This is a genomic window from Microbacterium oryzae (assembly GCF_030406385.1).
Classification (GTDB): domain Bacteria; phylum Actinomycetota; class Actinomycetes; order Actinomycetales; family Microbacteriaceae; genus Microbacterium; species Microbacterium oryzae_A.
In genome coordinates this window covers 300,833-313,237 of record NZ_JAUEPM010000002.1, presented here as the reverse complement: position 1 = coordinate 313,237, position 12,405 = coordinate 300,833, and the positions used below count along the sequence as shown (strand labels likewise).

The window sequence follows — 12,405 nt, the reverse complement described above, 5'->3', positions numbered from 1 at the left end:
CGGAGCGAAGACGCCGTGCGCGAGCGCGCGCGCAGTCTCGATCGGCCGGAGAGCGCATTCCCGGGGCCCTCATCATTCGAAAGAGACGCGATTCGTTGCTGTTTCCCGAAAGAACGCGTGATCTTCGCGCGGATCTCCCTCACCGCACTCTTCCCTCGCGCCGCATTCTGGATGCAACGCGGTTCCGCCGCTCCCGAGATTCACATCACCCCAAGGAGAACGCCATGAACACCTCCATCGCCGACCACGACACCGACGCCTTCGACTTCATCGCCACCCCGGTGTGGTTCGAGCGCCACCCCTCGCAGGCCGAGGGCGAGGACTTCTGAGTCCCGCCGCTCCGACGCGATGAAGCGCTGCGACGCCCCCTCCACTGTCGGAGGGGGCGTCGCGCTGTCAAGGGCCTCCCCGACTCCGGCTCGGCGGGCGAGACTGGGGACCTTCCGACGAAGAGAGGTACGACATGAGCACTCCCGACGACCAGCAGCGACCCTCCGACCCGGAGACCGCGCACCCCTCGCAGGCCGAGGGCATCGACCCCGACATGAGCACGGTCGAGCCGGACCCCGAGGAGTCGGGGCACCCCTCGCAGGCTGAGGGCGACGACGTCTGAGGCGCGCAGCCTCGTGAGTGACTTGGATGCCCCCTCCCGCGGGAGGGGGCATCGTCGCGTCCCGCGTCAGATCGCGGCGATGGTCCAGGCCGCGACCTCGGCGGTCGTGCCCGGCTCGAGCAGCACGAGGTCGGTGCCCGAGTTGAAGGCGTCGGGCGGGCACGTCATCGGCTCGACGGCGAGCCCCCCGCGATGGCCGGCGCCGCGGTGCGGGAGGTCGGCGGTGTGCACCTGCACCCACGGGCAGCGCTCGTCCCAGAGCATCCGCACCCCGTGGCCCCGGCCATCCGTCACCTCGGCCGCCGCGAGACCGGAGTGGTCGCGCGCGAGGCCGGTGTACGCGTGGTCGATCTCGGTCGCGCCGATCTGCCGCGCCTCGCGGTAGTCGAAGCGCTCAGCGTCGTCGGTGACGGGCGCGAGCTCGGTGGGGATGAGACGCTCCTCGGTCGCGCCGAGCACGGTATCGGCGCGCAGCGCGAGCGTCCAGTCGTCGACCGCGCCTTCCCCCGCCACCAGGTACGGGTGCGGGCCGGTGCCGAACGGCGCCCGAGTCGCACTCGCGTTCGTCGCCGACACGGTCTGAGTGAGGCCATTGTCCGCGTCGAGCGCGAACGTCGTCGTCACCGCGACGCGCCAGGGGTAGGCCTCCTGCGGCTCGATCGTCGCGGCGAGCGTCACATGGCTCTCGCTCTCGTCGACGACGGCGAACCCGGCCCAGGCCACGAGCCCGTGCAGCGCGTGCCCGCGCGACGGCTCCGTCAGCGCCAGCTGGTACTCGACGCCGTCGAACGTGTAGCGCCCGTCCACCACGCGGTTCGGCCAGGGTGCGAGCGTCGTGCCGCGGTAGGCGGGGCGCACCTCGTCGGCGGCGAACGGCACGACGAGGTCGCGGCCCTCGTGGCGAAGCTGGCGGAGCGTGGCGCCCACGCTGGCGATGGCTGCTTCGTATGCGCCGGCTCGCAGCACGTGCTGCGTTCCCGAGATGTCGGCGGTGTGCGTCATGTTCTCTCCCTCTCGGCGCCGACGGCGCTCCGTCCGTCAGTATCCCGCGACCGCGGCACCGGGGCGAACCGCGGTCAGCCCCGCGCCGCCGCCTTCGCCTCGCGCTCAGCCGGGGTCCGCGCGCCCGGTGCGAGGAAGATCGCCACCGCCACCAGCGCCATCACGACGATGAGCGCCGATCGCAGCCCGAACTGCTCGCCGAGGAGCCCGAGCACGGGCGGCCCGACGAGGAATGCGATGTAGCCGATCGTCGCAGCGAACGACACGCGTGCGGCGGTGTCATCGCCGGAGTCGCCTGCCGCCGACAGCGCGACGGGGAACCCGAGGGACGCCCCGAGCCCCCACAGCACGACCGCGGCGGCGGCCGCGATCTGGCTGTCGATGAAGATCACGACGGCCAGGCCGAGCGCACCGAGGAGGGAGCTCGCCGCGAGCACGGCGGCGCGGCCGAACCGGTCGACGAACCAGCCGCCGACGAAGCGTCCGAGGGTCATCGACGCGGCGAAGATCGCGTAGACGGCCGACCCGAGGGCGGCGTCGAAGCCGTGCCCCTCCACCATGACGAGCGGCAGCCAGTCGTTGGCGGTCCCCTCGGCCATCGCGAGCGCGAGGATGATCCCGCCCACGAGCAGCAGGTTCGGGTCCTTCCACACCGGTGTCGGCGCGACCTCCTCCGCCCGCGGCGCCTTCTGCGCGCGATCGCTCACGACGGCGCGGCGCCCGACGCCGGCCGGCACGTTCCGGATGGCCAGGGCCAGTGCCGCGATGATGATCCCGCCGACGACAGCGAGGTGCGTCCCCACCGGGAAGGCCGCCGCCGTCAGCAGCATTCCCGCGATCGCGCCCACCACCGTCCCGAGGCTGAAGAAGCCGTGCATGAGCGGCATGACCGAGCGGCCCAGCGCCTGCTCGACCTCCGCACCCTCGACATTCAGACCGACCTCCCCGGAGCCCATCCCGAAGCCGAACAGGGCGAGCCCCATGGCCACGACCTGAGCCATGCCGAGCGCGGCGCCGAGCCCCACCACCGCGACGCCGACCGCACTGGCGAGCGTCCCGACGGCGATGACCGGCCGCGTGCCGAGACGCGCGACGAGCGGGCCGGACGAGAGGATCCCGATCATCGAGCCGACCGAGAGTCCGAAGAGGATGAACCCCATCTGGTCGATCCGCGCGCTCAGCAGCGTCTGCACGTCCGGCGTCCGCGTCACCCACGACGAGACGCCGAGGCCGGGCAGGAGGAACATGACGAAGAGCGCATTGCGGCGCTGTCGGATGGCGGGGGTCACGGGAGCCTTGGCGTCGGGGACAGGGTCGAGGACAACGTTAGAGGTCCGCGGAGCAGGTGGTCGCGCGGCGCTGCCCGCGCCATCCGCGAGGATGGAGGGATGACGACCCGAGGGATGCCCGCGTCCGCGTCCGCGAGCGATGACGCCCCGCGCATGAAGCGCGCCCTGCAGGGCCGCCACATCCAGATGATCGCGCTCGGCGGGGCGATCGGAACCGGCCTCTTCTACGGCTCGGCCGACACGATCGGCGTGGCGGGGCCATCCGTTCTGCTGGCGTACCTCGTCGTGGGCGCGGTGATCTTCCTCATCATCCGCGCGCTCGGCGAGATGTCGGTGGATGAACCGGTGTCGGGCGCGTTCAGCCACTTCGCTCACCGCAACTGGAGCCCGCGGGCGGGCTTCGTGTCCGGCTGGAACTACTGGTTCAACTACATCGCCGTGGCCATGGTGGAGCTCTCGGTCGTCGGCTCGTTCGTGAACTACTGGCTGCCGGCGGTGCCGCTGTGGGTGTCGGCGGCCGTCGTGCTCGTCCTCATCACGGGCGTCAACCTCGTCGGCGTGCGCGCGTTCGGCGAGTTCGAGTTCTGGTTCGCCATCGTGAAGGTCGGTGCGGTCATCGCGATGATCGTGCTCGGCATCGTCGTCGTGGCCTTCGGCATCAACAACAGCACCGACCTGCCGGATCCCACCTTCGCGCACCTCGTCGACGACGGCGGCTTCTTCCCGCACGGGATCGGCGGCACGGTCGCGTCCCTCGCGGTCGTCGCGTTCTCATTCGGCGGCACCGAGCTCGTCGCCGTCACGGCCGGCGAGGCCGCGGACCCTCGGCGGACCATCCCGAAGGCCGTCAACCAGGTCATCCTGCGGATCCTCATCTTCTACATCGGCGCCCTCGCGGTCATCATGGCCGTGATGCCGTGGTCGCTCATCGACGGCGGCACCAGCCCGTTCGTGCAGATCTTCGACCGGATCGGCATCCCCGGCGCCGCGCACATCCTCAACCTCGTCGTGCTGACGGCCGTGGTCTCGGTCTACAACTCCGGCCTCTACTCCAACGGGCGCATGCTCCACTCCCTCGCCCAGCAGGGCAGCGCGCCGGCGTTCCTCGGCCGCCTCTCGCGCCGCGGCGCTCCCGTCGCGGGCGTCCTCGCCTCGTCGGCGGTCACGGTGCTCGCGGTCGTCGTCGTGTTCCTGTGGCCCGACTTCGCCTTCCAGTACCTGCTCTCGATCGCGCTCATCGCCGCGATCATCAACTGGGGCATGATCATGATCACCCAGCTGAAGTTCCGTCGACGCATCGGGGCGGATGGCGCGGCTCGCCTCGCCTTCCCCCTCCCGTGGGCGCGGGTCACACCGTGGATCGTGCTCGTCTTCCTCGCCGCGGTCGTCGTGCTCATGGCCTTCTCCCCCCAGTACCGCACCGCCGTCATCGTCGGCCCCGTGTGGGTGGCCATCCTGCTGGTGGCCTACGAGGTGAGGGCGCGTCGCGCACGGCGAGCGGATGGCGGGAACCGGCTCCGCGAGGTGCACTAACCCTCGGCATCGGCAGATGCAACCCCCTGCGCGCCAGCGCCGGGCGCCCATATCGTCGGCACATGCTCACCGTGGACATCCCAGAAGACGGCCAGCTCCTCGACCTGCTCGCCCACCGCCATCCGGCGAGCGTCACGATCGCGATCGGCTCCTCGCCGAAACCGACGGATCACGAGCGCGTGCGCATCGCCCTCCGCGATGCCATCGACGAAGCCGCGGAGCGCCTGGCCCAGACCGACATCCCCAAGGACGAGCAGAAGGCGGTGATCTCCCACCTGCGCGCGGCCCTCGACGACGACGCATTCTGGGAACACCAGTCGCAGTCGATCCTGCTGCTCGCCGCGCCTGACCGCCGAGAGGCCTTCCGCCTGCCCTTCGACGTCGAGGACCGCGTGACGATCGGCTCGCGGTTCGCGCTGCGGGCGCTGCTGCGTGCCCCGCATCACCACCACTGCGCGTTCGTCCTCCAGCTCTCGAAGCGGAAGGCCCGCCTCACCGAGCTCCTGGCCGACGGCCGCCTGGTCGAGCATCCGCTCGTCCTGCCCGATGACATCGAGCTCACCTTCGCTCACGCCGAGAACGCGGGCCAGGCCGACCGCGACCGCGCCCGTGGGTCGGACGGCGACCAGAGCGAGCGGGAGCGCTACTGCAAGATCGTGCAGGACGAGGTGGTTCGCATCGTGCCGCGCGGCACCCCGCTCATCCTCGCGACCTCGGAGGACCTCTCCGCCGCCTACCGGTCGCGCTCGACCCACGACCCGCTGCTGGATGCCGCCATCCCCGCCCACCCGGACTCCCTTGACGACAACCGGCTGGTGGAGGAGGCCTGCACCATCCTGGAGGAGCGCAAGAAGGCGGCCACCGAGACGTGGAAGGAGCACTTCGGAGAGCTCCGCTCGCAGGGGCTCGCCACCTCGCGGGTGTCGGAGGTGGCCGCGGCGGCCGCTGCCGCCGCGATCTCGGAGCTGCGCTTCGACGTCGCCGCCGACGTTCCGGGGAAGATCGACGAGTTCGGCCGCGTCGTGGCCGACAGCGACGACTCGGCCCTCGTCGAGGACGTCGTCGCGCACGTGCTGCAGTCCGGCGGTCAGGTGCGCGCGGTGCGCCGCGAGGAGCTCACCGACGGCGGCCCCTTCGCCGCGGTGCTGCGCTTCGCGGTGCCGACCCCGGCCTGATCGAGAACAGCGAGACGCCCGGCCCGTGCGATGCACGGGCCGGGCGTTCTGCGCGCCTCGGACACGCCGAAGAGCCGCGAGGTATCTGATCGGAATACCGACGCTCTTCAGGTTGTGGCGGCGCTGCGATCTCGCGCCCGCCCTACGGGGATGAATTCAGGACGTGAGGCACCACCATGACCACCATGGATGTCGCGAGATTCGCTCGCGCCGAGCGCGACGACGACGGCGCGCAGTGGATCGAGCGGAGGCGCGTCGCGGCCGCCTGGATTGCGCCGACTGCGCTCGCAGGCGCACGGTCAGGTGAGAAGAAGGGCCGGATGGGCACGCTCGTCGTCGGCGCGATCGTCGCGGCGTTCGTCCTGATCACCGCCGCCAACGGGATCAGCGGGGTCGGCGCAGGCGATGCTCGCGCGTCCGACGGTTGGCTCGCCGCCGGGGCGCAGGCGGCGAAGCAGGGCGACAGGGCGAACCCGCTCCCCGAGCCCTACACGGCCAAGGGCCTGCTGGGCGGCGAGAAGTACTCGCTCACCGGTCGCGTTGTCGACGCCGATGCCAACGCCGCCGTTGCCGGATACAACAGGTTCAACGAGGAGGCGCCCATCGGCTTCACGTACGTCATCGTCGAGCTCACGATGACGGGCATCGACCCGGACGGAGTCGAGCCCAGCCTCGCCAGCTTCGACCTGTCGCTCGCGACGCCCGAGGGCGAGCTGTACGACAGCGAGGCCATCGCCTACGCCGACGGCATGCCGGCGATGTCCGACGGTCCCACGCTCTACCCTGGTTCGTCATTCACGGGCTACACCGCCTACATCGTGCCGGACACGGCCGAGTCCTTGCTCATGTACGAGGACGGGAACTGCATCTCGTTCTGATCCGGCCACAGCAGAACGCCCGGCCCGTGCGATGCACGGGCCGGGCGTTCTGCGTGGCGACTCAGAAGTCGAAGTCGCCGATGTTCTCCTCGTCGAACACGAACGGGTCGCCCAGCAGGACGACGCCGTCCGCGCCGACGGTGTACTCGCCGAGGTCGCCCGCCTCGAAGGTGTCGCCCTCCTCGCCGGTGATGTCCCCGGCGATCAGCGCCTGCGCGGTGTAGGCCGAGAGGTAGCCGAGGTCCTCCGGGTTCCACAGCGCGAACGCCTCGACGGTGCCGTCCTCGACGTACTCGCGCATCTGGTTCGGCGTGCCGAGACCGGTCAGCGCGACCTCGCCCTGGAAGTCCGAGGTCTGCAGGTAGCGCGCAGCGGCGGCGATGCCGACCGTGGTGGGCGAGACGATGCCCTCGAGGTCGGGGTGCGACTGCAGCAGCGCCGCGGTCTTGTCGAACGAGGTCTGGTCGTCGTCGTCGCCGTAGACCGTCTCGACCACCTCGATGTCGGGGTACTCGCTGCCGAGGTACTCCTCCATCATCTCGATCCAGGTGTTCTGGTTCGTCGCGTTGGCGGCGGCCGACAGGATGGCGATCTCGCCGTCGCCGTCGATCTGCTCGGCGATGAGGTCGGCCTGGACCTTGGCGATGCCCTCGGCGTCAGCCTGGTTCACGAAGATGTCGCGGCACTCGGGGTTGGTGTCGGAGTCGAACGTGACGACCTTGACGCCTGCGTCGCGTGCCTCGTTGAGGGCGTCGCAGATGGCCTGCGGGTCGTTCGCCGAGACGACGAGCGCGCCGACGCCCTGCTGGGTGGCGGTGTTGATGTAGCTGACCTGCGCGTCGGGGGTCGCCTCGGCGGGGCCGACCTCGGCGAACGTGCCGCCGAACTCCTCGACCGCGCGCTCGCCGCCCTTCGACGAGGTGTCGAAGTACGGGTTGCCGAGGTTCTTCGGCAGGAACGTGACGGTCAGGTTGCTGCTGTCACCGCCGTCGCTGCTGCTGTCGGAGCCGGAGCTCGAACCGGAGTCGGAGTTGCCGGAGTCGAGAGCGCAACCCGAGAGCGCCAGGGCGACGCCCATGGTGAGAGCGGCAGCAGCCGCACCCTTGCGTGCAAACGTCATTGTTCTTCCTTTCGTGGGGTATGAGGTGTCGAGCGAGCCCGTCATGCTGTGGAGGCCGCTGCGCGCACCCTTCCTCCTGGCTTGCGGCGCGCCTTCTGCACCCAGGCCAGGAAGCTGGCGGCCACCACGGAGACGACCAGGAGGGCGCCCGTGATGATGTTGATGACATCGGACGTCACGTTCGCCAAGCGCAGGGCGCTGGCGAGGATGCCGATGAGGAGCACCGCGGCGATGACGCCGTGGATCTTGCCGCGGCCGCCGAAGACGGACACGCCGCCCAGGACGACGGCCGCGATGACCTGCAGCTCGAGGCCGGTGGCGTTGTCGCCGCGGGCGCTGCCGAAGCGGAGCGTGTAGTAGATGCCGGCGAAGGCCGAGACGACGCCGGCGAGGATGAAGAGCACGAACTTCGTCCGCTCCACCGGGACGCCGGAGAAGTGCGCGGCCTCCTTCGACAGGCCGATGGCGTAGATGCCGCGGCCGAAGGGGGTGAAGTGCAGCAGCACGACGAACACGACCAGCAGGACGAGGAACGGCACGATGATCGCGGGGATCGGGGTGCCAGCGAACTTGGCCTTCGCGAGGTCGGTCCACATCTCGGGGAAGCTCGTGACGGCCGTGGTGCCGAGGAGGCCGACGGCGAGGCCGCGGAACAGCGCCAGCGTGCCGATCGTCACGGCGAGCGACGGGAGCCCGACGACGGTCACGAGGAAGCCGTTGAACGCGCCGCCGATCACGCCGACGACGAGGGCGACGAGCGCGGCCAGCTCGAACGGGGTGCCGGACTGCACGAGCACGCCGGTCACCACGCTGGAGAGCCCGACCATGCTGCCGACCGAGAGGTCGATCTCGCCGGTGACCATGATGAGCGTCATCGGCAGCGCGATGAGGAGGATCGGCGCGACGTCGAGGATCAGGTACGTGAACGTGATGGGCTGCGCGAAGCCGCGCACCGTGAGCGCCGCGACGAGCGCGACGACGACGAGCAGCGCGATGATCGCGGTCTCGCGGCTCAGCACGAGCCGCTTCCAGAGCGGGCGGTCGAAGTCGCGGGCGACGCGATTCGACGACGTGACGGGTGCTGTGGTCATGACTGTTCCCTCGCCTCGATGAGCCGACGCTTCTGCCGCACCGCGAGCACGCGGTCGAGCACGATGGCGCTGATGATGAGCAGGCCGACGACCGCGCGCTGCCAGAAGTCGGGGATGCCGAGGATCGGCAGGGCGCGGTTGATGGTCATGAGGAGCATCGCGCCGATGGCCGCACCCCACACCGAGCCCACGCCGCCGACGATCGCGACGCCGCCGATGACGGCCGCGCCCACGGCGTCGAGCTCCCAGCCCGAGCCCGCCTGCGAGTTGATGGTGCCGTAGCGGGCCGCGTAGAAGACGCCGCCGAGCCCGGCGAGCGCGCCGGAGAGCACGAACGCGGTGAGCACGCGTCGCGTGACGCGCAGACCGTAGAGCTCGGCCGCGGCCGGGTCAGACCCGATGGCGTAGTACTCGCGGCCGCCGCGGGTGTTCTTCATGAACCAGGCGGCGATGGCGAGCACGATGACCGCGACGATCGTGAGGATCGGGATGGTCAGGATCTGGCCGGTGCCGAGCGCGAGGAAGCTCTTCGGCATGTCCGACGCGTTGACACGGTCGCTGCCGGTCCACAGCACGTTGATGCCCCGGTAGGCGTACAGCGTGCCCAGCGTGATCACCATCGCCGGCACCTTCGCGAACGCGACGAGCGCGCCGTTGATGAGGCCGAGGACGGCGCCGAACAGCACGGCGAGGATGACGACGACGACGATCGGGATGCCGGGGATGTCGATGAACAGCCGGCCGGTCAGATACGCGGAGAGGCCCATCACGGAGCCGACGGAGAGGTCGACGTTGCGCGTGATGAGGACGATCGCCTGGCCGACGGCCACGAGCACGAGGATCGACGGCGTGAGGAGGAGGTCGCGCCATCCGTCGGGGCTGAAGAGGAAGGTGGGGTTCTTCACCGTCGCCGCGGCGACGACGATGACGAGCGCGAGGAGAATGCCGAACTCGCGCGCCTTGCCGAGCGTGCCGATGTGGCGCGTGACCTCGGAGGCGGGGATGGCGCGGGTCGCCTGGGTGGTGGTCATGCTGCGGCCTCCGAGGCGTGGGTAGCGGCGTGCATCACGTTCTCGCTCGTGGCGTCCGCGCGGTCGATCTCAGCGGTGATCCGGCCCTCGCGCATGACGAGCACGCGGTCGGCCATGCCGAGCACCTCGGGGAGCTCCGACGAGATCATGAGGATGCCCATCCCCTGCTGCGCGAGCTGCGAGAGGAGACGGTGCACTTCGGACTTGGTGCCCACGTCGATGCCGCGGGTCGGCTCGTCGATGAGGAGCACGCGCGGGTTCGTCGCGAGCCACTTCGCCAGGACGACCTTCTGCTGGTTGCCGCCGGAGAGGGTGGCCGCGACGGTGTCGAGCGCGTTGCTCTTGACCTCGAGCCGGCTCGCCCACTCGCGGGCGGCGCGGTTCTCGATGCCGCTCGTGACGAGGCCGAGCTTGGCGAGGCGGTTGCGGATGGACAGGGTGATGTTCTCGCCCACGCCCGCCTCGACGACGAGACCCTGCTTGCGCCGGTCCTCGGGGACGAGCGCGAGGCCCGCACGCATGGCGGCGTTGGGGTTGCGCTTGGGGACGACCGAGCCGCCCATGCGCACGCTGCCGGCGGTGTAGTCGTCCACGCCGAAGACGGCGCGGGCGACCTCGCTGCGGCCGGCGCCCACGAGGCCCGCGAGCCCCACGATCTCGCCCGCATGCACGGTGAAGGTGATGTCGGAGAAGACGCCGGGGCTGGTGAGGCCCTCGACCTCGAGCAGCGGCCCGCCCTTCTCGGCCTCGAGCTTCGGGAAGAGCTCGGTGACCTCGCGCCCCACCATCTGGTGGACGATCTCGTCGACGCTGGTCTCGGCGATGCTGCTGGTGGCGATGTAGGCGCCGTCGCGCATGACGGTCACGGTGTCGCAGAGCGAGAAGACCTCGTCGAAGCGGTGCGAGATGAAGATGAGCCCGCGGCCCTCGTCGCGGAGGCTGCGCGCGATCGCGAACAGGCGCTCGACCTCGACGCCGGAGAGGGCGGCGGTCGGCTCGTCCATGATGAGCAGCGAGGCGTCGAGCGAGACGGCCTTGGCGATCTCGATGACCTGCTGATCGGCGATCGACAGCCCCTCCGCGGGGCGATCGGGATCGATCGTCACGCCGAGGCGCGTGAAGAGGCGCTCGACCTCGTGGCGCATGGCCTTGCGGTCGATGCGGCCGAACTGCGTCGTGGGCTGGCGGCCCATGAAGATGTTCTCCGTCACCGACAGGTCGGGGAAGAGCGTCGGCTCCTGGTAGATGACGGCCACGCCGGCCGCCTTCGACTGCGCGGTGGACGTGAAGTCCACGTCGTCGCCACGAAGGCGGAAGACGCCGCCATCCCGCTGATACAGGCCCGCGACGATCTTCACGAGCGTCGACTTGCCCGCTCCGTTCTCGCCCACGAGCGCATGGATGGAGCCTGCGTCCACGGAGATGGTGCCCGAGCGCAGTGCGGTCACTGAGCCGAAGGCCTTCTCCACGTCACGCAGCTCCAGCACCGGCGACTCCGCCATCGGCTGCTCCTGCCCTCTTCGTCGAGGACGAATCTGAATCGATTCAGTCCCAATGCGTGCCACTGTAGGAGTGCCGCGGAAGGCGTGTCAAGCCGAGGAAGCTGCCGTGACCATCCCGAGACCTGAACCGATTCACCTCAGGCGGAGGCGCGGACCACGAGTTCCGGCTGGAACACCGTCTGCCGCGGGATGGCGTCGGGGTCACTCGACTCCTCCAGGAGGATCCGCAGCGCGGTGCGGCCGATGATCCGACTGGGCTGACGCAGCGAGGTCAGCGGCACCGCCGCGGCGGCCGCGAACGGGATGTCGTCGAACCCGATGAGCGCGATCTGCTCGGGGACGAGCGAGCGGCCGGAGACGACGAGCGACTGCATGAGCCCGAGTGCGAGAAGATCGTTGCCCGCGAACACCGCGTCCGGGCGATCGCGTCGCGGCCGCTCGAGGATCCGCTCCCCCGCCCTCGCACCCTCGGTGACCGTCATCGCCTCGGTCGCGATGATCTCCAGCTCGACGTCCTCGTCGGCCTCGTCCACCGCGATCCGAGCACCCGCGAGCCGGTCGTTCATCTGGCGCAGATCGAAGGGGCCGCCCACCACCGCGATCCGCCGTCGGCCGATGCCGATGAGGTGCTCAGCGGCCATCCGCCCGCCCGCGAGGGAGTCGACGGAGACCGATGAGAACCGGCCGTCGCCGCTGAAGCGGTCGATGAGCACCGAAGGGATGCCGCGCGAGCGCAGTCGCTGCAGCTGCGACGCCACGTCGCCGTGCGGGGCGATGAGCACCCCGCGCACCTGCTGCTCCTCGAAGAGCTCGAGGTACATCCGCTCGCGCGAGATGTCCTCGTCGGTGTTGCCGTGCAGCAGCGCGATGCCGTTGCGGAAGGCCTCATCCTCGGCGCCGCGGACGACGTCGTTGAAGAACGGGTTCTGCCCGTCGAGCACGACGAAGCCCACCGTGCGGCTGACGCCCGCCCGCAGGCGCCGGGCCGCGTCGTTGCGCACGTAGGCGAGCTGCTCGATGGCGGCGTTCACCTTCGCGACCGTGTCGACGGCGACCTCGTCTGGCCGGTTCAGCACGTTCGAGACCGTCCCGACGGACACCCCGGCGAGCTGCGCGACGTCGCGGATGCTGGCGGGCACGGCTCTCCTCGGTGCGCGAGCAGGATGGCTGG

Annotated in this window: 11 protein-coding genes; 4 read left to right on the top strand and 7 right to left on the bottom strand. The window is 70.4% G+C overall.

Annotated elements, in window-relative coordinates; all coding sequences use genetic code 11:
* The first annotated feature begins 463 nt into the window (after positions 1 to 463).
* Positions 464 to 613 (top strand): hypothetical protein, encoded by a 150-nt coding sequence (locus tag QWJ90_RS05460; protein ID WP_290106675.1) that lies wholly within the window; start codon positions 464 to 466, stop codon positions 611 to 613.
* 66 nt (positions 614 to 679) lie between these two features.
* Here QWJ90_RS05460 and QWJ90_RS05455 read toward each other — a convergent pair whose 3' ends face one another.
* Together QWJ90_RS05455 and QWJ90_RS05450 are read right to left on the bottom strand one after the other, a co-directional pair.
* The gene (locus QWJ90_RS05455; protein ID WP_290106674.1) at positions 680 to 1,615 is read right to left on the bottom strand and encodes an aldose 1-epimerase family protein; all 936 of its coding nucleotides are present in this window, start codon (positions 1,613 to 1,615) and stop codon (positions 680 to 682) included.
* 74 nt (positions 1,616 to 1,689) lie between these two features.
* Positions 1,690 to 2,904 carry an MFS transporter gene (locus tag QWJ90_RS05450; protein ID WP_290106673.1) on the bottom strand — a complete coding sequence of 405 codons (1,215 nt, stop codon included), beginning with the start codon at positions 2,902 to 2,904 and terminating at the stop codon, positions 1,690 to 1,692.
* 99 nt (positions 2,905 to 3,003) lie between these two features.
* On the opposite strand from QWJ90_RS05450, the gene QWJ90_RS05445 reads away from it, so the two are divergent.
* The 3 genes from QWJ90_RS05445 (at position 3,004) to QWJ90_RS05435 (ending at position 6,490) form a co-directional block, all read left to right on the top strand.
* Positions 3,004 to 4,437, top strand: coding sequence for an amino acid permease (locus QWJ90_RS05445; protein WP_290106672.1), 1,434 nt, complete (start codon positions 3,004 to 3,006; stop codon positions 4,435 to 4,437).
* Positions 4,438 to 4,499: 62 nt separating this feature from the next.
* Positions 4,500 to 5,612 (top strand): baeRF11 domain-containing protein, encoded by a 1,113-nt coding sequence (locus tag QWJ90_RS05440; protein WP_290106671.1) that lies wholly within the window; start codon positions 4,500 to 4,502, stop codon positions 5,610 to 5,612.
* 176 nt (positions 5,613 to 5,788) lie between these two features.
* Complete coding sequence (locus QWJ90_RS05435; protein ID WP_290106670.1) at positions 5,789 to 6,490, top strand: hypothetical protein; 702 nt, start codon at positions 5,789 to 5,791, stop codon at positions 6,488 to 6,490.
* Between the two features lie 61 nt (positions 6,491 to 6,551).
* On the opposite strand, the gene rhaS is transcribed toward QWJ90_RS05435, so the two are convergent.
* The 5 genes from rhaS to QWJ90_RS05410 all read right to left on the bottom strand — a co-directional run bounded on the left by rhaS (position 6,552) and on the right by QWJ90_RS05410 (position 12,373).
* The gene (rhaS, locus tag QWJ90_RS05430) at positions 6,552 to 7,610 is read right to left on the bottom strand and encodes a rhamnose ABC transporter substrate-binding protein (RefSeq protein WP_290106669.1); all 1,059 of its coding nucleotides are present in this window, start codon (positions 7,608 to 7,610) and stop codon (positions 6,552 to 6,554) included.
* Between the two features lie 41 nt (positions 7,611 to 7,651).
* On the bottom strand, positions 7,652 to 8,701 hold the full coding sequence (locus QWJ90_RS05425) for an ABC transporter permease (protein ID WP_290106668.1): 1,050 nt from the start codon (positions 8,699 to 8,701) through the stop codon (positions 7,652 to 7,654).
* A complete protein-coding gene (locus tag QWJ90_RS05420) occupies positions 8,698 to 9,732 on the bottom strand; it encodes an ABC transporter permease (RefSeq protein WP_290106667.1) in 1,035 nt (344 codons plus the stop codon). The genes QWJ90_RS05425 and QWJ90_RS05420 overlap by 4 nt, the downstream gene beginning before the upstream one ends.
* Complete coding sequence (locus tag QWJ90_RS05415) at positions 9,729 to 11,234, bottom strand: sugar ABC transporter ATP-binding protein (protein ID WP_290106666.1); 1,506 nt, start codon at positions 11,232 to 11,234, stop codon at positions 9,729 to 9,731. The genes QWJ90_RS05420 and QWJ90_RS05415 overlap by 4 nt, the downstream gene beginning before the upstream one ends.
* 137 nt (positions 11,235 to 11,371) lie before the next feature.
* Complete coding sequence (locus QWJ90_RS05410; RefSeq protein ID WP_290106665.1) at positions 11,372 to 12,373, bottom strand: LacI family DNA-binding transcriptional regulator; 1,002 nt, start codon at positions 12,371 to 12,373, stop codon at positions 11,372 to 11,374.
* Between the last annotated feature and the right edge of the window lie 32 nt (positions 12,374 to 12,405).